Below are 16,820 nucleotides of genomic sequence, written 5' to 3'. Positions count from 1 at the left end.
GGTTCAGATAAGGGAACAGGTTACTGTAAATTTTCAAGAATATGAAGCAGTACCTGTTCCTGTTTATTTAATCCTGACTGTACCTGCCCGTTCTTGATTTCCGGAAAAGTATTCTTTCCCGGTTCAAAATATTTCAGGAGTACCGGATGAATATAATATTTACGGCATACGGCTTTGGTGTTGCCAAGTTTGCTGCTGACATATTCCAGTACAGAAGTCAGTTGTTGTTTTTTCCCTTTTTCTTCCTCGCATTGCTCAAGGTTGCCGATAGCTTCCAATGCATGGAGTGATCCTGCCCAGGTTCTGAAATCCTTAGCTGTAAAATCTTCACCAGTAATTTCTTTTATATAGGCATTGACGCTTCCGCTGTCGATCGGTTTTCTTTCTCCTGCATCGTTATAATATTGAAATAATTCTTTCCCGGGAATATCACGGCATTCCTTCACGATTTTTGCCAGCTTCCTGTTACGGATCGATACCTCGTGATGGATATGGGTCTTACCGGTGAAACTGAAACGTATATCATTTCCGCTGATGTGCACATGCTCATCATGAAGTGTAGTAAGACCAAAACTTCCATTTTCTTTTTCGTAAATACTATTGCCCACACGTATGTAGGTTCGTTCCATCAGACTGATGACTGTAGCCAATACCTTACGTTCGCAGAGATCCTTTAATGCCAGGTCTTTTTCAAGCTGCTTCCTGATTGCCGGCAATGCTTTCCCGAACTCGATCATCCGGTGAAATTTGGTTTCGTTGCGTAAATGGTTCCATTGGGCATGATACCTGTACTGTTTCCTTTTTCTAGCATCATAGCCCGTTGCCTGGATATGGCCATTGTCCAGGCGGCAGATCCAGACCTCCGTCCAGGCGGGTGGGATTGCGAGGCTGCGGATCCGGCTCAGTTCATCTGCAGCTTTGATGATGGTATTATTGAAATGATAAGAGAATCCTTTGCCTTTTTTGATGCGCCGGATCCCAGGTGTGCGGTCGGTGACATATACGAGGTGCGCTGCTTTCGCCGCCTGGTAATAATCCCTCGCCAGTTTAAGATGCTTTTGATGCGGTATGCTGATCTTTTCCATTTGCTTTTTTTAAAGACGCTCTCTTCTTCCTGTTCTCACTGTTTTTGCGGTCATCCAGATGTTCCGCCTCATCGATGGAATGGGTGCAGAAAATATCTTCTTCTTTTTCGGAGAGGGTAGAGAGTTTTACATAGAACTTTTTAAGCACCACCAACTCATCTTCCGTGAGGTCTTCGATATCTATCAGCCTGTTACTGGCTTTTTCGTTACAGGCGATCAGCTCGTTCAGTTTGAGCTGCAGCGCAATGGTGTCTTTATTCTGCGATTGCTGGATCAGGAATACCATCAGGAATGTCACAATGGTTGTTCCGGTATTGATCACCAGTTGCCAGGTGTCTGAAAAATGAAACAACGGCCCGGACACACACCATGCAATTACTACTCCGAGCGCCAGCAGGAAAGCCATAGGACTGCCCGTTGCCTTTGTCACTTTTGTTGAAAAACGGTCAAACAAGACCGCAAACCTGTTCTTTTTTTTAGGTTGCCTCCGTGCCATACGCTTCAGTTTAAACAGGACTTATTTGAATTATTCGTTCTTTTTCTTTTTCAGATCGGCATTACTTTTAGCTTTTGCCTTTTCAATGGAATCCTTGATCCTTTCTTTTTCCTTTCTCCTGAAATAACCCCTGAAGAGGAAATTGTTTTTAGCCGCATCCATATTGTCGCTGAAGCCATCTGCGCCTTTCTTGATGCTCTGCATGGTGGATCTTGTAGACGAAACCGTTGATTCAAGTTCCCGCGCCAGTTTATCGCTCGATACCAGCCTGCCAAGGCTTCCTTCGCCATTGTTTACCCTTTGAACAATGTCGGCCAGGTCGCCTGTAATGCTTTCAGCATTATTGAGAATACTGGTTGCTTTGGCAATCATACGATCCATGTCCGGTGGGTTAACGGTTGCGATCCGGTCTCCGTTTTTCAGGTTACCGCTCATGTTGCTTCCGGGTGATACCTGCACCAGTTTGTCGCCCATAAGACCGTCGTTGGTAATACTGGCTACCGCGTCGGGCCTGATATAAGGCTGTACAGAGGTCTGCAGGTTCAGATCAACGCGCACCGTTGTATCGTTCTCGATCAGGATATTGTTCACGGTCCCTGCATTAATACCCGCAAAACGTACATAGTTCCCCACCTGCAGTCCTGATACATTTTTAAATCTGGCCTGTACGGTGAATGTGCTGTTAAAAAGATTTTGCTGTTTGCCTATCAGGAATATGCACAGCAGCAGCAGTCCGAAGGCGATGGCGATGAATAAGCCGGTTTTCAATTTTTGGGAGGCTGTTACTTTCATATGTGTTCGTTGATTCAGTTAAAAAATGACCGGATAAATTCATCATCTGATTTTTCCAGTTCTTCATAAGATCCCTCTGCTATAAATTTTCCTTCGTTCATAATCACAATCCTGTTGGCGGTGATACGGGCGCAGGACATATCGTGCGTGATGATGATGGATGTTGTGTTATATTTTTTCTGGATGTCCAGTATCAGCTGGCTGATCTCACGGGATGTAATGCTGTCGAGCCCCGTTGTAGGTTCGTCGTACAGAATGATTTCCGGCCTTACGATCAGCGTCCGTGCCAGTCCCATCCGTTTACGCATACCACCGGAAAGATCAGAAGGCATTTTGTCAATGGCATCCTGCAGACCAACTGCTTCCAGTACTTCCATGGTCCGCGATGAGATCTCCGACTCATCCCTGATTTTCAATACACGCTGCAGGGGAAAAGCGAGGTTTTCTTTTACAGTCATTGAATCGTAAAGCGCGCCGCTCTGGAAAAGGAATCCTACTTTAGTGCGCAGTTCTTTCAATTCATCTTCGCCCAGATCTTTTACTTCTTCACCCAGTACTTTCAATGAACCAGCATCCTGTGTAAGCAGGCCTACGATACATTTGATCGTTACTGATTTTCCCTGCCCGGATTTTCCCAGCACCACCACATTCTCGCCCTTGTTCACGGTAAGGTTCACATCCTTCAGAACAGTGTTGTCGCCAAAGCTTTTTTGTATACCCTCCAGTTCTATAATTGCTTCCATACGCTACTTTTAATTATATACGAATGCACTGGTGATCTGAACTGCAATCGCATCTATGATGATGATCCAGATAGAAGAAGTTACAACAGCTGAATTGGCTGCTGCGCCTACACTTTCTGTTCCTTTGTTGGAATTGAACCCTTTATAACAGCCCACGAAACCGATGATGAACCCAAAGACAAGGGTCTTGATCACCGATGGGAAAAGATCTGCAAATACAAGGGCTGAAAATGATTTGGACATATATAGCGACAGGTTCATGGAGCCGGATATATTGGTGCCGAAATACCCGCCCAGGAAAGCCAGGGCATCAGCAACGCAGGTCAGTAACGGTATCACAAGCGTTGCCGCCAGGATTCTTGTAACCACAAGGTATTGCATGGGGTTGGCACCCGAAACTTCCATAGCATCGATCTGTTCCGTTACGTTCATGCTGCCAAGCTCGGCACCGATGCCTGATGCGATTTTGCCGGCGCAGATAAGTGATGTGATCACCGGACCGATCTCCCTGATCACGGAAATGGATACCATACTCGGAACATAGTTCTCCGCACCGAAATCCTGTAATGTTGGTAAGGATTGCAATGTAAGTACAAAACCAAGTATAAAGCCTGTTACTGCAACAATACCGCAGGACCTGTAACCGATCAGGAAACACTGTCTGATGAATTCATTCCATTCAAATCCGCCGCGAAAAATATTCCGGCAGAAAGAAAGGAAGAAATAAGCCTGATCGCCGGCAACAACAAGCGCGTTTTTCTGTTTGTCAATGAATTGTTTAAACATATAGCCAGCCTTTGCCCGTATGAAAGGCAAATGCCATACCCTTGTATTATTAACATTCTTTTCTGGAAAAACAGAAAGCCTGTGGAATTAATTACTCAGCGCCTGAGAAAGAACAGGCATATTTTTTTAAAAGCATGTATAAAATTGTATGTTATGAAAAATAATAAAACCCTGCAGAACTACTTATTGAGTTCAGCCCTGGCGCTAACGGCAGTTACAATGATTGTTAGCTGTAAGGACAAAAATGAAAATGAAGAGCCATCGGTGTATACGTCTGCGGCAACAGCAGCACCCGACACTACAAAGATCAATGCGCTTGACCCCGGTGCAGCCGGAATGCCAGACACGGCTACCGTAATGAACGCTACAGCAGCAACAACTACCAACAAGGCAGTGATCAATCCAAAGAAAAAAGGCGGTAAAGGAAAAACCGTTGTGATCTGGAGAAATATTGCTCCCGGAACAAAATACGAAATAGACAAAGAGGGCATTTATAATTATGCGGAAGTAATGCCGTCATTCCCCGGCGGACAGAAGGCGTTAGAGAAATTCATCGAAGACAATATCACTTATCCGCAGGAAGCACTGGATGAAGGAGTGGAAGGTGTGGTTTATGTACAGTTTGCCGTTGATGAAGCCGGTAAGGTTTATACACCGCAGTTGAAAAGCGATAAGCTCGGCTATGGTCTTGATGAAGAAGCGTTGAAAGTAGTACAGAAAATGCCACGCTGGAATCCGGGAAGAATCAAAGGGAAAAATGTAAAATCAAGATTTGAGCTGCCGATCAGTTACCAGATCTTGTAAGAAAACACAAACCGATACAAATTTTAGTAAAGGCCGCTGAAAAGCGGTCTTTTTTATTATTCGTCCGCTACGATGGTTGCAGTAGAAAGCCAGTAAGACCTGATCTCACGGATGGTTTTGAGGAGAGAGTCGAAGCTGACTGGTTTAACGATATAGGTATTGGCCCCCAGGTCGTAACAGCGGGTGACTTCCAGTTCATTTTTAGTAGTACTGAAAATAATCACCGGTATTTTACGGAAAGAAGGGTTTTCCTTGATTTCTTTCAAAGCCTCACGGCCATCTTTTTTAGGCATGTTCAGATCGAGCAGGATAAAACTGGGCAGGTTGGTATCTGTATTACCCGATGCGATCTGGTTAAGGTGATTGATCAGTTCCACACCATTTTCCACAAATTCAATCTTTTCTGAAGCGCCGGTTTCATCAAAGGCAGTCTGCAACAGGAACCTGTCGTCTGCATCATCTTCTGCTATTAAGACTGTTGTCCGTTTCATAAAAATTGCCTTTGTTCAAATGTATAACAATAACAGCTATACAAAATGATAATGTTTCTCCTGTCGGGCAGTGTAGAAAACATTTCCCAAAGGTATAATGTTTTGCGAAATCGTCCTGATGGTACGAAAATTTATGATAGGCTTTAAAATATGGATGTTATGGGTAAGAAATATGCAGGAGCAGAAATGCCCGACAAGGAGCTTAAGAAAGGAGATCATCCGTATGGGAGCAACCAGGCTCCCAAGGAAGAACAGCCCAGCAGGGCAGAAGACCTGAGCAGGCTTCACCGCTCAAAAGAGGTAGGAACAGCAGGTGCTGATCAGCGTAAGAAGGAAAAAGACCCGGAGAATGAAAATCTCGGAGACAATGATAAACTGAAATCAAAGCCATGATCATGAAGAGAAGCATTTTATTATTAGTGGCGGCTGCCGGACTGATATTGAGCAGCTGCAAGAGCCTTAACAAATCCCAGAAGGGAGTATTGATTGGAGCGGGTGCCGGCGGAGCTGTTGGAGCCGGTGTAGGTAAAATTGCTGGTAATACAGCCCTAGGTGCTATTATCGGTGCAACAGTTGGCGGTGCAGCAGGCGGTATCATCGGAAAAAAAATGGATGATAAGGCCAAAGAGCTGGAAAAGATCAAGGAAGCAGAAGTACAACGTGTGGGAGAGGGAATCAACCTTACGTTTAAATCCGGTGTCCTCTTCGCAACAGACAGTTATGAACTGAACAGTGCAGCGCGCCAGACATTGGCCAAAGTAACAGACGTGCTGGTTAAAAATGATGATGTCAATATCCTGATCGAAGGACATACAGACAATACCGGAAGCGATACTTATAACCAGACTCTTTCAGAAAGACGGGCAAGGGCAGTAGCAGATTTCCTGGTAGCGCAGGGCATAAAATCTGCAAGGCTGAAAACAACCGGTTATGGCAAAACACAACCTAAAGTGAGCAATGATACAGAAGAAGGCCGGGCAACCAACCGTCGTGTAGAGTTCGCTATTTATGCCAATGAACAACTGAAAGAAAGCGCAAAGAGCCAAAGTGGTTCCTAAAGAAAGCGTAAATAACTGATGCAATCGTTTAATCCATATATAAAATCCAAATCGTTTTAACCAAAAATCAGAAAAAGATGAAAACAATGCGATACCTTATACTGCTCATGGCCATGTTGGTCGGTCAGTATTGTTTGCAGGCACAAACCACAACTACAACAACAGAATTAGGCAGAGAATGGTCAGATACTGCTAAAATACCGGCATCCGGCATGGCGCAGCATACTGAATTCCTGAATAACCAGCAGCCGTATCCTGCAAAGCCCCGTAATATGTGGGAACTGGGTATCGGCGTTGGCCCTGCCTTCATATTTGGTGATGTGGCTTCAAAGATCGGTGTAGGTGGTAACCTTACCCTTCGTAAAGCGATCAGCCATGTATTCTCATTACGTGCAGGCTATACCGGCATGCTTACCTATGGCGAAGCGAAACCTTCACTGGGTATGCGTGGCTACACAAACAGGAGCCATATGCTGGGACTGGACCTGATCGCTTCTCTGAATGCAGCAAGCGGTTACCGTGGAAATCCTAAAACAGACTGGTACCTGCTGGCTGGTTATAACCTGATCGGCACACAGGTAGAATACGATGATGTGGCTTCTGGATCACGTCTTTTCTACCCAGGTAATCCTGCTTATCCATACAGCAACAATGCCCTGATCACTACTGTTGGTAAAGGTGATTCATGGGGATTGTTCCATGGTCTGAACGCCGGTCTGGGTGTAGCATTTAAACTGAGCCCAAGGGCTAACCTCGGTATCGAGCAGAAATTCACTTTCATTGCAAGAGGTGGTTATGATTACCTCGATGGTTACAGGGCTGGTAATAACAGTGACTTCTACAGCCTGTCTACCGTTCGCCTGAACTTCAACCTGGGCAATTCAACACGCAGAACAGAACCATTGTGGTGGATCAATCCTAACAACTATGTATACAGCGAGATCAATTCTCCACGTCACATGAAACTGCCTCCGGTTGTATTACCAGATGCTGATGGTGATGGTGTAACCGACCAGTTTGACCTTGAGCCTAACACACCTGCAGGCGCTCCTGTAGATGCACATGGCAGGGCTAAAGATACAGACGGTGATGGCGTTCCTGATTACAGGGATAAAGAAATCCTTACTCCGCTCAAATGTTTCCCTGTAAACAATGATGGTGTAGGTACCTGCCCTGAGCCAGCCTGCTGCAAAGAGATCAAGGACATGATGGCTAATATGGCTGCAGCACAACCGAAGAACGATTGTAATATCGGCAACCTGCCAAGCATACAGTTCAGCAATAACAGCGCAAGACTCAGCAGAGATGCACAAAGCATGCTTGCGTCTGCAGCTGCCAAGATCATCGCCAACCCTAACTGTAAGGTGAAGGTAACCGGCTACGGTGCTTCAAGCAAGGCCGCACAGCAAATGAGCTGGGAAAGGGTGAATGCAGTGATCAAATACCTGGTTGAAAAACAAGGTGTGGCTGAGAACAGGTTCATCTTCAGCTACGGCCAGGATGGAACTTCAAACACTGTAGATCTGCAGGGAACAACAGAAGACGGTCCTAATACAGTACCTTCTCCTTATCCAAACCTGCGTAAAGGATAATAAGGCATTAAAATAGCCATAAGTGAGGTTTGATATTTAACCTTACACGTGCCTGGTTGCTTCTGCGGCCAGGCTTTTTTTTATGCATATGCCAGATGATAAGCGCAAAAAAAAGCAGCCTTATGGCTGCTTTTCAATAATGTATTATTGCTGCTGATTAATCCACGCTTCTTCTTCCGCCGATAATAGAAAGGAGGAATAAAACAATGAAAATAAAGAAGAGGATCTTAGCAATTCCTGCTGCACTGGCTGCAATACCTGTGAAGCCGAAAATACCTGCTACCAGGGCAACGATAAAGAAGATGATTGTCCAACGTAACATAACAAAAGATTTATCATGAGGAATAGATTGTCAGTTAATATGATTAAAAAATCGTTCCACATTAAAGTCTGTTGCTGAGAAGATATTTCTACGGTTTATTTCCCTCTGGTCCGGTATAACATTTGGAGATATACCAGTAGCAAGCAACAAGATATGCAGGTATTCACGACTATAAAAAACAAGATCCGCCAGCTGGTCAATTTCATGATCGTAACGGTTATATGCCCCGGTGTGGAAGCAAGGCTGGAAGATCTTTTGTATTATTTCACCGGCATTTCACGGTATATGCGCCATATCCGGGATCTCCTGGATGGCCGATAGCAGTTCTAATAATCACCTAATAAACATATCTTATGCAGTTACAATTCACTTTACCCCAACAGCTCATTAACACTACTGCTGCATTTTCATTGCTGAGCAGCTTTGTTGAACGCATGAAAGAGCTGGCATCCGAAACCGGTCTCGCCATTGCATCCATGCAGCTCGATGAAGTAAGATCAAACGGTGAATCACTTAAAAAGGCAAAATTCAATGTAGTATTACCGGATGGCTCGCCCATGCACATTGCGGCATTCGCGCATCGCTGGGAAGATGCTATACTGAATGCGATCGATACCTGTGCGCAGCAGGTCACTTACAGCGGTAAATAAATATAGATGGTGCAACCCTGGTCGGGCTTGCCGCTTGCTTCGATAAAGCCGTAATGATTGGCGATCACCCTTTTTGCAATCGCAAGCCCGATGCCTTTACCGCTGTACTCGTCTTTCTGGTGCAGCCGCTGAAAGATTACAAACATTTTTTCCGCGAAAGCATTTTCGATGCCTATGCCGTTATCGCTTACACAGACCTGCAGGAACTGCTTGCCAATAACCGCAGAGCCCGCCGCCTCTCTGATATCTTTCTGCGATACGATCATATGCGAGATCTGTATCACCAGACGCTGGTTCTTGCGCCTGTATTTAAACGAATTCTCAAATATTTCCGTAAACAGCATTTTCAATTGCTGCGGGTATCCATTAACCGGGGGAAGATCATGGTTAAAATACCAGTTGTAATGATCCTGTTCCGCTGCTACCATATCGAAACTGTCTTCCACAACTTTATTGAGATTTACCTGCCCGAGTTTTTCCGGTTTGTTAAGCAGGGTTGTATAACTCACAAGATCCTGCAGCAGTAACTGCATGGCTTTGGTACTTTTGTCCATCCGCTGCAGCAGGCTTCTTTCTTCTTCAGAAAAACGTTCGCTGTATTTATTCGTAAACAGGTTGGTGAAGATGCTGATCTTGCGCAAGGGCTCCTGCAGGTCATGAGATACGGCAAATGCCATCTGTTCCACTTCTTCATTGCTGCGTTTGAGCTCAAGTACCGATTTTTCGAGTTCGGCCTGGTAACGCATCCTGCGCCTGTGCTGGAAAGCTATGAGTATGATTGAAATGACCGAGATGAGTATAGCCAGGATGAAACTGTACCGGATCAGTTGCGGGGTGAGCCGTTGTGTTTTTTCCTTTTCTTTCTTATAGATTCCCAACAGGCTCAGCTCTCTTGTCTCCATGTTATTGGCATAGACCCTGAACTTGTCCATGTGTAGTTTGCCTTCAACCATGCTGGTGAGAAAACCCTGGCTTCTTGTGTGCGACATAAAACCCGAATCCAGGAACATTCTCCGGGCATTGGCCGTTCTGCGTAACAGTTTGGCTTCTACCCGCTGGGCCGGATCATCCTGCACAAGACTGTCGAGCATATTCATTGCACTGTCGATGCTGCCGAGGAACTGGGTATAAGGAATGCGGAAATTTTCCTTGTTGGTTAACAGGTAGCCTCTCTGCGCCGTTTCTCCGTCGATCATCAGTTTTTCCACCTGCTTGATCGTTTTAAGCACGAGGTAAGTATGTTCCACCTTATCGGAATAGATCATCAGCTTCCGGTTGGAGTTCACCGATGTATACGCCATGGCTACCAATACCAGGAAGGAAAGGGCCAGGAGTGCATAGGTAATAAACGGCGATAGTCGTTTCATAGAATGTTGTGTGGAAAATAATCCCCAAAAAAACCGGTTCCCTGCCATCTGCGGTGATGAATTTAGCTAAAAATCCCGATTGATATTATTGATATTCAATCGCTTATGTGTTTTTTAACACATAATTGCTTTTTGGAACCGTTGTTGTGATATTAACTAGTACCAAAAGCCGAAAGCCATGTTACATCAGTCACAACTGCAAAAGAATACCTTAAAGATACTTCCGCAACAGATACAAATGCTCAATATGTATCATTTAAATAATATTGAGCTGGAGCTGCGTATCAAAGACGAACTCGATGAAAATCCGTTGCTGGAAATGGAGCAGGAAGATTCAGAACCTGTAGAGTTTGGGAAAAATGACGAGCCGCAGGATTACCAGGATTGGGATGAATATGGTTATGACGACCGCCCTGATTACCGCGTGGAACATGAATCCTATATTCACTCCAACAATTACAATATCCCGGTGAGGGAGAACGAAGATTTCAGGAGCATGCTGAAGATGCAACTGATCGATAAGAAGCTCAGCGAGCAGGAACTGGCTGTGGCAGAGTACCTGCTCGACAGCGTTACAGAGTCTGGTTTCCTCGAAAGGGATATGCAGGATATCTGTGATGATATTTCTTTCAGCCATGGTCATATGGTAGACATGGACCAGGTGGAAAAGATCCGTTTAATGCTTTTGTCGATGGAGCCCTTGGGCGTTGGTTGCCGCAATATCCGCGAATTCCTGCTGCTGCAGCTGAATGGTGTTGTATCCAAATGCCCGGTAACGCGTAAGGCGATACAGCTGATAGACCGCCATTATGATGATCTGCGTAAACGTTGTCTGGATAAGATCATGGATGCACTGGAACTGGATGAGGAAGAGCTGTCAATCGTTTTAAAACACATCGGCCAGCTGCAGCTCAAACCTGTTAACGAGCGTTATGAAGCTACAGTGGCAAAAGAAACCATCATACCTGATTTTGTGATCACGGTAGAAAATGAAATGGTGCTGGTGGATCTCTGCAGGCCCAGGGCGGGGGCGCTCACCATCAATACTTCACTGATGGAAGTTGCTGAAAAAAGTGATGCCGGTGCCGCACGCAACAAAAGCACCATGCAGTACATGAAAAGTAAGCTGAGCAGTGCTATGTGGTTTGTACAGGCTGTAAAACAGCGCGAGGAGAATATGCTCCGTATCATCAAGGCAATCGTTAAAAAACAGAAAGAATATTTCCTGCATGGCGATCCTTCCCTGCTTAAACCTATGATCCTGAAAAATATTGCAGATGAAGTAGGACTCGATATCTCCACCATTTCACGCGTTACCTGCAACAAATATGTAGATACACCTTTCGGGCTGATCCTGCTGAAGAACCTCTTCACTGAAGGTATCATCAACAGGGAAGGGGAATCAGTTAGCAATAAAGTGATCCAGATCACCCTGGAAGAGATCGTTCGTAACGAAGATAAAAACAATCCATATAGCGATCAGCAGCTGGTTGCATTGCTGGAAACACGGGGCATAAAAATTGCCCGTCGTACAGTAGCCAAATACAGGGACATCCTCAACATACCGGTAGGGGATATGAGAAAGATCTGGGCCAAGGCAATATAAAGCGAATAGTACTAATTTTATACTGTATTTTACTACAAATTGAACTATGCATAAGATTCTAATCATTGATGATGACATTGATATGTGCATGCTGCTGGAGCGTTTCCTGAAGAGACATGATTTCAGTGTGCGCTCGGCAAAAAGCGGGAAGAAGGGACTGGAAGAGATCGATACTGATGCGCCTGATATTATTCTTTGTGATTTCAGACTGGAGGATACAGATGGAAAAGACCTGCTGCTGCAGATCAAGCAAAGACTGCCTTCGGTACCGGTGATCATCATCACTGGTTATAGTGATATCAAGGTAGCGGTAGATGTGATCAAACATGGTGCATATGATTATGTGACCAAGCCGCTTCTGCCAGAAGAGATTCTCTCAACGATCAAAAACGCATTGAACCGGAAAGCTGCCTCAGTGCCGGAACAGCATATTGCCCCGCAACCGGAAGCCCAGACACAAGTGCAGAAAGAACAGCAGCCACAGCGTAAGATCAAACCATCAAGCAATAAACATATTTTTGGCGATAGCCGTGAGTTCCAGACCATCCTCCGCCAGATAGACCTGGTGGCGCCTACCAATTACAGTGTGATCATCTATGGTGAGAGCGGTAGTGGTAAGGAAGTGATAGCCAGTGAAATCCATCAGCGCAGCAAAAGGAAACAAAATCCGTTTGTTGCGATCGATTGCGGTGCTTTGTCGAAAGAGCTGGCCGCAAGCGAGTTATTCGGTCATGAGAAAGGTTCATTTACAGGCGCCGTGGGCCAGAAGATCGGTTGTCTTGAAATGGCCAACGGCGGAACCGTTTTCCTCGATGAGATTGCAAACCTTTCGTATGATATACAGGTGGCATTGCTGCGTGTAGTACAGGAGCGTAAGGTTCGGCGTGTTGGTGGTAATAAAGATATAGAGCTTGACATACGCATTATCGTAGCGAGTAACGAGTTGCTCTGGGAAGCTTCGCAGAAAGGCAAGTTCAGGGAGGATCTTTATCATCGTTTCAACGAATTCAGCATCAATGTGCCGCCATTGCGTGAGCGCAAGAATGATATCATGACATTTGCTTATTTCTTTCTCGAACAGACCAACCAGGAACTGGGCAAACAGATTACTGCATTCAGGCCTGAAGTGGAAGAAGTGTTTTTAAGCTACAGCTGGCCGGGTAACCTCCGCGAATTGAAGAATGTGGTGAAACGTTCAACACTGTTATCGGATGAAGGCGTTATCGATATTACGGCACTTCCTTTCGAACTGGTCAATCATCATAAACTGGCATTTGATCGTTATGAGGCTTCACCTGTTACAGAAAGACCCGCAGCTCCACCGGCAGTAACTGCTGCGCCACCGCCTGTAATTTCTCAGCCTGCACCGCAAATACCTGATCCGGCAATTGCCGCACCTGCCAGGCCGGTGGAGATCAACGGCCAGTCGCTGAAAGCGGTAAGTATTGATGCAGAATATGAAATGATCGTCCAGGCCTTACGCAAGGCAAATTATAATAAAAGCAAAGCGGCCAAACTGTTGAATGTAGACCGCAAAACGCTTTATAACAAGATGCGGCAATACAAGGAGTTTAATGAAGAATAATTGAAATGCTGACCCCCCTCATCAAAAATCTTACTGCAATACAACAACGCATAGATGCGAACGGGGATCTTGACTTTTTTGACCTTGATCTCAATTCTTTATCAACAGATCCGTTCCTGCTCTACCATACAACAACCGGCCGCATTACCTATTGCAACAAAGCTTTTGAAAAATCGTTCGGGATAAGCGGACAGGAGATACGTCTTCCGGAATTCAGATCAGAAACGCTGATCGATACTGAAGACGTATCTCTTTTTAATGCAAAGCTCGCCGAACTGGGCAGCCTGCTGCCTGAAGAACGGGCAAGTCTGCGATTCAGCTGCCGGTACCAGGCAAAGGAAGGTGCTGAATACATGTGTACGATGATGCGGCTGCTTGCCGATAACCTTGTTTTTATTGAATTGATCAGACCTGTCCAGTCCGGTTTTTTTGGCGTCACCAATAAAACAACCGGTGAGATGCTGGCCGATGCAGAACAGATGCTCGATTTTGGCACCTGGATCCATGACCGTAAGAGCAAACATATTTACTGGACAGACGGATTGAAACGTTTGACGGAATACCAGATAGATAAACCGGAAACTGCAGGTTCCATCGATGAAAGCTATTACAGGTCCCTTATTATCAGAGATGACGCCTATTATAGCCAGATCGAACGGCTGCGCGAAGGGATGCGCCAGGGCGGGTATGAAGTGAAATACAATATACGCACACATTCAGGCAACATAAAAACAGTGCTTGAAAAAGTAAAGCTGGAATATGATGAAACTCATAATATCCAACTTGGGATGGGCATTGTAAAAGACGTGACCGATTACGAAAAAGCATTGACCAGTCTGAGTGAGTACAGGATGATGATGCTGGAGAGCGAAGATAAATTTCATTACGGTTTGTGGGAGTATGATTATACAAAAGATGAAGTATTATGGAGCGATGGTATGTACCGGATCTTCGGATATGATCCTAAAACAGACCGCGAACTTGTAAAAGTAGACCGCGATATATACAAGAAGCATATCAATGAAGATGATCATTACAGGATCGAAGAACAAAGCCGCAAGATCAGTAACGGAGCGGATGATTATAGCTGGGAATTTGATATCACCACTGCCGACGGCCAGCTGAGAACCATATCCACCTATGCAAAAGTGTTACGAAACAGGCAGCAGGAAGCAGTGCGTGTGATCGGAACATCCAGAGACATTACACAATTGAAAGAGTACGAGCGCGGGCTTGAAACGAAGATCAAAGAACTGAATAAAAGCAACCGCGAACTTGAATCTTTTGCGTATGTGGCATCACATGATATGCAGGAGCCGCTTCGGAAGATCAGTACCTTCGGGCAGCGCCTGCAGAACAAATTTTCAGAAGAGCTCGGAGAAGACGGCCGGATGTATATCGACAGGATGATGGCATCTGCCGAGAGCATGCGCAACCTGATAGATAACCTGCTGGAGTTCTCGCGGATCACGAGCAATAATGCTTACGAAAAAACAGATCTTTCGCAAATTGTACAGCAGGTATGCGAAGAGCTGGATATGAAGATAGAGGAAAACCAGGCTTCGGTTGATGTGCAGGTATTGCCGGTAGTAGAATGCATTTCGAGCCAGATGAAGCAGTTGTTCAACAATCTTGTCAACAATGCCCTTAAGTTCAGATCTCCGGACAGGCCTTTGCAGATCCGGATCAGATCCGAGCTGCTGTCTCAGAAGGAAGTACGTGAGCGTCATTTGCAGCCGTATAAGAAATATGCACATATCATAGTGTCGGACAACGGCATCGGTTTCGAGCAGCAGTATGCAGACCGGATATTCCAGCTTTTCCAGCGTCTGCAGGGTAAGTCTGAATATCCGGGAACCGGCATGGGGTTAAGTATCAGCAAAAAGATCGTAGAGAACCATAATGGCATGATCAGCGCAGAATCAGCTGAAGACCAGGGCGCAACATTTCATATCATTTTACCATACAGCCAATAGAATGGAACAGTTACCAGTGTTTAAAATATTGATCGTAGAAGATGGTGAGGATGATTTCCTGTTACTGAATGATTATATAAAAGACCTGAACAGCTGGAAGATCGAAAGTAAATGGGTATTCCGGTATGAAGATGCCGTGCAGGAGATATGCACCGGCCAGTATAAAATCTGTTTTGTCGATTACAGGCTGGGAGCGAAAGATGGTATTGAATTCATCAAGGATATTGTGAAGAAAAGCTGCTCCACGCCGGTGATATTGCTTACCGGTAAGGGGAATTATGAGATCGACCGCGAAGCAACCAAGGCAGGCGCTTTTGATTATCTGGTGAAAAGCGACCTCAATGAAGAAAAGCTGGAACGCTGTATCCGTTATACATTGGAACGTGCAGCCACAATCGACAAGCTGAAAGAAAGTGAACGCCGCTATCGCTCCATTTTTGAAAAATCGAACGAGATCGTTTTTATCACAGACATGGATACCTGTATCATGGATGTGAATTTTGCAATATCGGAAATACTGGAAGTAGATGCAGACGAGTGCCGGGGCCGTTTCCTGGATAGTTTTTTTGTATCCGCGGCCCGGAAGGAAGATTTTCTCAATATGCTGAGCACACGCGGCGAAGTAGAGAATTTTGAAGCAGAAATGTCGGCAAAAGATGGGGTGGTGAAAACCTGCCTTATTTCGTCATCCGTAGAAACAGGGACAGAGGGAAACAAACATATACAGGGTGTGATACACGATATCACAAGTATCAAAAAAGCAGAACTGGCAGTCATTCAGACAGAAAAACTGGAAGCCTCAGGCCGTCTGATCCGTACACTGGCGCATGAAGTACGTAACCCGCTCAACAATATTAATCTTGCAATAGAGAATTTACAGGCAGGTGATGTTACGGAAGAGGACAGCGGACTTTATATGGATATCATTCAGCGTAATGCAACCCGTATCGGTAACCTTATTACCGAATTGCTGCAGAGTGCAAGACCTGCAGATATGAATTTCGCACAGGTAGCTATTAAGGACGTGCTTGATCTTGTGCTGGAATCAGTAAAAGATCGTATCCTGCTGAAGAAAATACAATTTACTATGCAGGTACTGACGAACTCGTCTATCCGCGCAGATATTGAAAAACTGGCAATGGCATTGCTGAATATTGTTGTAAATGCCGTTGAAGCTGTAAATGAAGAAACCGGCCTGATCGAAGTGATGGCTCATGAATGGGAAAACAAACTCGCATTAAGGATCAGGGATAACGGGATCGGGATCAGTAAAGACAATATCAAGAAACTATTCGAACCTTATTTTACTTCCAAGCGGAATGGTATGGGGCTGGGACTTGCCACAACCCTGAACATTATCCGTTCTCACGAAGCCAGTATTGAAGTAATATCCGAGCCTGGCAGCGGAACTGAATTTATCATCATGTTCAATATTCACGAATGATCTGCATTAGGTAAATAGATGTA

18 protein-coding genes are annotated in these 16,820 nt (G+C 45.1%); 10 read left to right on the top strand and 8 right to left on the bottom strand.

The annotated features are described in order from the left end of the window. Positions 1 to 20 precede the first annotated feature (20 nt). From B5D42_RS12540 to B5D42_RS12520, 5 genes are read right to left on the bottom strand one after another with little or no spacing between them, the layout of a single operon-like run. The gene (locus B5D42_RS12540) at positions 21 to 1,085 is read right to left on the bottom strand and encodes a DNA topoisomerase IB (protein WP_078831864.1); all 1,065 of its coding nucleotides are present in this window, start codon (positions 1,083 to 1,085) and stop codon (positions 21 to 23) included. Then, the gene (locus tag B5D42_RS12535; RefSeq protein WP_078831863.1) at positions 1,048 to 1,581 is read right to left on the bottom strand and encodes a low affinity iron permease family protein; all 534 of its coding nucleotides are present in this window, start codon (positions 1,579 to 1,581) and stop codon (positions 1,048 to 1,050) included. Before B5D42_RS12535 ends, B5D42_RS12540 begins: the two co-directional genes overlap by 38 nt. A 30-nt stretch (positions 1,582 to 1,611) precedes the next feature. Further along, positions 1,612 to 2,373, bottom strand: a complete 762-nt coding sequence (locus B5D42_RS12530) for an MlaD family protein (protein ID WP_078831862.1) — start codon at positions 2,371 to 2,373, stop codon at positions 1,612 to 1,614. 14 nt (positions 2,374 to 2,387) lie between these two features. Continuing rightward, positions 2,388 to 3,116: an ABC transporter ATP-binding protein gene (locus B5D42_RS12525; protein ID WP_078831861.1), complete on the bottom strand. Its 729-nt coding sequence runs from the start codon at positions 3,114 to 3,116 to the stop codon at positions 2,388 to 2,390. 9 nt (positions 3,117 to 3,125) lie between these two features. Next, entirely contained in the window at positions 3,126 to 3,902 is a 777-nt protein-coding gene (locus B5D42_RS12520) for an MlaE family ABC transporter permease (RefSeq protein WP_078831860.1), read from the bottom strand. 153 nt (positions 3,903 to 4,055) lie between these two features. Here B5D42_RS12520 and B5D42_RS12515 point away from each other — a divergent pair, with 153 nt between their 5' ends. Further along, on the top strand, positions 4,056 to 4,706 hold the full coding sequence (locus tag B5D42_RS12515; RefSeq protein WP_176113000.1) for an energy transducer TonB: 651 nt from the start codon (positions 4,056 to 4,058) through the stop codon (positions 4,704 to 4,706). Between the two features lie 56 nt (positions 4,707 to 4,762). Here the strand turns inward: B5D42_RS12515 and B5D42_RS12510 are convergent, their stop codons facing one another. After that, on the bottom strand, positions 4,763 to 5,197 hold the full coding sequence (locus B5D42_RS12510; RefSeq protein ID WP_078831858.1) for a response regulator: 435 nt from the start codon (positions 5,195 to 5,197) through the stop codon (positions 4,763 to 4,765). Positions 5,198 to 5,356: 159 nt separating this feature from the next. Between B5D42_RS12510 and B5D42_RS12505 the strand changes: the two genes are divergently transcribed. The 3 genes from B5D42_RS12505 to B5D42_RS12495 all read left to right on the top strand — a co-directional run bounded on the left by B5D42_RS12505 (position 5,357) and on the right by B5D42_RS12495 (position 7,847). Next, positions 5,357 to 5,590: a hypothetical protein gene (locus B5D42_RS12505; protein WP_139367141.1), complete on the top strand. Its 234-nt coding sequence runs from the start codon at positions 5,357 to 5,359 to the stop codon at positions 5,588 to 5,590. Positions 5,591 to 5,592: 2 nt separating this feature from the next. Continuing rightward, on the top strand, positions 5,593 to 6,255 hold the full coding sequence (locus tag B5D42_RS12500) for a YiaD family glycine zipper/OmpA-like lipoprotein (protein WP_245825667.1): 663 nt from the start codon (positions 5,593 to 5,595) through the stop codon (positions 6,253 to 6,255). Positions 6,256 to 6,332: 77 nt separating this feature from the next. Further along, complete coding sequence (locus B5D42_RS12495; RefSeq protein ID WP_078831855.1) at positions 6,333 to 7,847, top strand: OmpA family protein; 1,515 nt, start codon at positions 6,333 to 6,335, stop codon at positions 7,845 to 7,847. Positions 7,848 to 8,004: 157 nt separating this feature from the next. On the opposite strand, the gene B5D42_RS12490 is transcribed toward B5D42_RS12495, so the two are convergent. Continuing rightward, positions 8,005 to 8,169 (bottom strand): DUF1328 domain-containing protein, encoded by a 165-nt coding sequence (locus tag B5D42_RS12490; RefSeq protein WP_078831854.1) that lies wholly within the window; start codon positions 8,167 to 8,169, stop codon positions 8,005 to 8,007. Positions 8,170 to 8,322: 153 nt separating this feature from the next. On the opposite strand from B5D42_RS12490, the gene B5D42_RS17900 reads away from it, so the two are divergent. Continuing rightward, positions 8,323 to 8,490, top strand: coding sequence for a hypothetical protein (locus tag B5D42_RS17900; RefSeq protein ID WP_176112999.1), 168 nt, complete (start codon positions 8,323 to 8,325; stop codon positions 8,488 to 8,490). 32 nt (positions 8,491 to 8,522) lie between these two features. After that, positions 8,523 to 8,819, top strand: a complete 297-nt coding sequence (locus B5D42_RS12485) for a hypothetical protein (protein WP_078831853.1) — start codon at positions 8,523 to 8,525, stop codon at positions 8,817 to 8,819. Here the strand turns inward: B5D42_RS12485 and B5D42_RS12480 are convergent. After that, positions 8,804 to 10,186 carry a sensor histidine kinase gene (locus B5D42_RS12480; RefSeq protein ID WP_176112998.1) on the bottom strand — a complete coding sequence of 461 codons (1,383 nt, stop codon included), beginning with the start codon at positions 10,184 to 10,186 and terminating at the stop codon, positions 8,804 to 8,806. The genes B5D42_RS12485 and B5D42_RS12480 overlap by 16 nt on opposite strands. Positions 10,187 to 10,364: 178 nt before the next feature. Here B5D42_RS12480 and rpoN point away from each other — a divergent pair, with 178 nt between their 5' ends. From rpoN to B5D42_RS12460, 4 genes are read left to right on the top strand one after another with little or no spacing between them, the layout of a single operon-like run. Next, on the top strand, positions 10,365 to 11,792 hold the full coding sequence (gene rpoN, locus B5D42_RS12475) for an RNA polymerase factor sigma-54 (RefSeq protein WP_078831851.1): 1,428 nt from the start codon (positions 10,365 to 10,367) through the stop codon (positions 11,790 to 11,792). A 46-nt stretch (positions 11,793 to 11,838) separates the two neighbouring features. Further along, entirely contained in the window at positions 11,839 to 13,377 is a 1,539-nt protein-coding gene (locus B5D42_RS12470; protein ID WP_078831850.1) for a sigma-54-dependent transcriptional regulator, read from the top strand. Positions 13,378 to 13,382: 5 nt separating this feature from the next. Then, entirely contained in the window at positions 13,383 to 15,353 is a 1,971-nt protein-coding gene (locus B5D42_RS12465; protein ID WP_078831849.1) for a PAS domain-containing sensor histidine kinase, read from the top strand. 1 nt (position 15,354) lies between these two features. Beyond that, positions 15,355 to 16,797 (top strand): hybrid sensor histidine kinase/response regulator, encoded by a 1,443-nt coding sequence (locus tag B5D42_RS12460; protein ID WP_078831848.1) that lies wholly within the window; start codon positions 15,355 to 15,357, stop codon positions 16,795 to 16,797. The last annotated feature ends 23 nt before the right edge of the window (positions 16,798 to 16,820 follow it).

Origin of the sequence: Sediminibacterium ginsengisoli (genome assembly GCF_900167075.1) — a bacterium.
In the GTDB taxonomy this organism is placed as follows: domain Bacteria; phylum Bacteroidota; class Bacteroidia; order Chitinophagales; family Chitinophagaceae; genus Sediminibacterium; species Sediminibacterium ginsengisoli.
The sequence above is the reverse complement of the archived record's forward strand: the minus strand, read 5'-3'. Positions and strand labels throughout refer to the sequence as shown.

Excerpts from the sequence above, each read along its gene's own strand:
- B5D42_RS12540 (WP_078831864.1), bottom strand. The coding sequence starts at position 1,085 with ATGGAAAAGATCAGCATACCGCATCAAAAGCATCTTAAACTGGCGAGG.
- B5D42_RS12535 (WP_078831863.1), bottom strand. The coding sequence starts at position 1,581 with ATGGCACGGAGGCAACCTAAAAAAAAGAACAGGTTTGCGGTCTTGTTT.
- B5D42_RS12530 (WP_078831862.1), bottom strand. The coding sequence starts at position 2,373 with ATGAAAGTAACAGCCTCCCAAAAATTGAAAACCGGCTTATTCATCGCC.
- B5D42_RS12525 (WP_078831861.1), bottom strand. The coding sequence starts at position 3,116 with ATGGAAGCAATTATAGAACTGGAGGGTATACAAAAAAGCTTTGGCGAC.
- B5D42_RS12520 (WP_078831860.1), bottom strand. The coding sequence starts at position 3,902 with ATGTTTAAACAATTCATTGACAAACAGAAAAACGCGCTTGTTGTTGCC.
- B5D42_RS12515 (WP_176113000.1), top strand. The coding sequence starts at position 4,056 with ATGAAAAATAATAAAACCCTGCAGAACTACTTATTGAGTTCAGCCCTG.
- B5D42_RS12510 (WP_078831858.1), bottom strand. The coding sequence starts at position 5,197 with ATGAAACGGACAACAGTCTTAATAGCAGAAGATGATGCAGACGACAGG.
- B5D42_RS12505 (WP_139367141.1), top strand. The coding sequence starts at position 5,357 with ATGGGTAAGAAATATGCAGGAGCAGAAATGCCCGACAAGGAGCTTAAG.
- B5D42_RS12500 (WP_245825667.1), top strand. The coding sequence starts at position 5,593 with ATGAAGAGAAGCATTTTATTATTAGTGGCGGCTGCCGGACTGATATTG.
- B5D42_RS12495 (WP_078831855.1), top strand. The coding sequence starts at position 6,333 with ATGAAAACAATGCGATACCTTATACTGCTCATGGCCATGTTGGTCGGT.
- B5D42_RS12490 (WP_078831854.1), bottom strand. The coding sequence starts at position 8,169 with ATGTTACGTTGGACAATCATCTTCTTTATCGTTGCCCTGGTAGCAGGT.
- B5D42_RS17900 (WP_176112999.1), top strand. The coding sequence starts at position 8,323 with ATGCAGGTATTCACGACTATAAAAAACAAGATCCGCCAGCTGGTCAAT.
- B5D42_RS12485 (WP_078831853.1), top strand. The coding sequence starts at position 8,523 with ATGCAGTTACAATTCACTTTACCCCAACAGCTCATTAACACTACTGCT.
- B5D42_RS12480 (WP_176112998.1), bottom strand. The coding sequence starts at position 10,186 with ATGAAACGACTATCGCCGTTTATTACCTATGCACTCCTGGCCCTTTCC.
- rpoN (WP_078831851.1), top strand. The coding sequence starts at position 10,365 with ATGTTACATCAGTCACAACTGCAAAAGAATACCTTAAAGATACTTCCG.
- B5D42_RS12470 (WP_078831850.1), top strand. The coding sequence starts at position 11,839 with ATGCATAAGATTCTAATCATTGATGATGACATTGATATGTGCATGCTG.
- B5D42_RS12465 (WP_078831849.1), top strand. The coding sequence starts at position 13,383 with ATGCTGACCCCCCTCATCAAAAATCTTACTGCAATACAACAACGCATA.
- B5D42_RS12460 (WP_078831848.1), top strand. The coding sequence starts at position 15,355 with ATGGAACAGTTACCAGTGTTTAAAATATTGATCGTAGAAGATGGTGAG.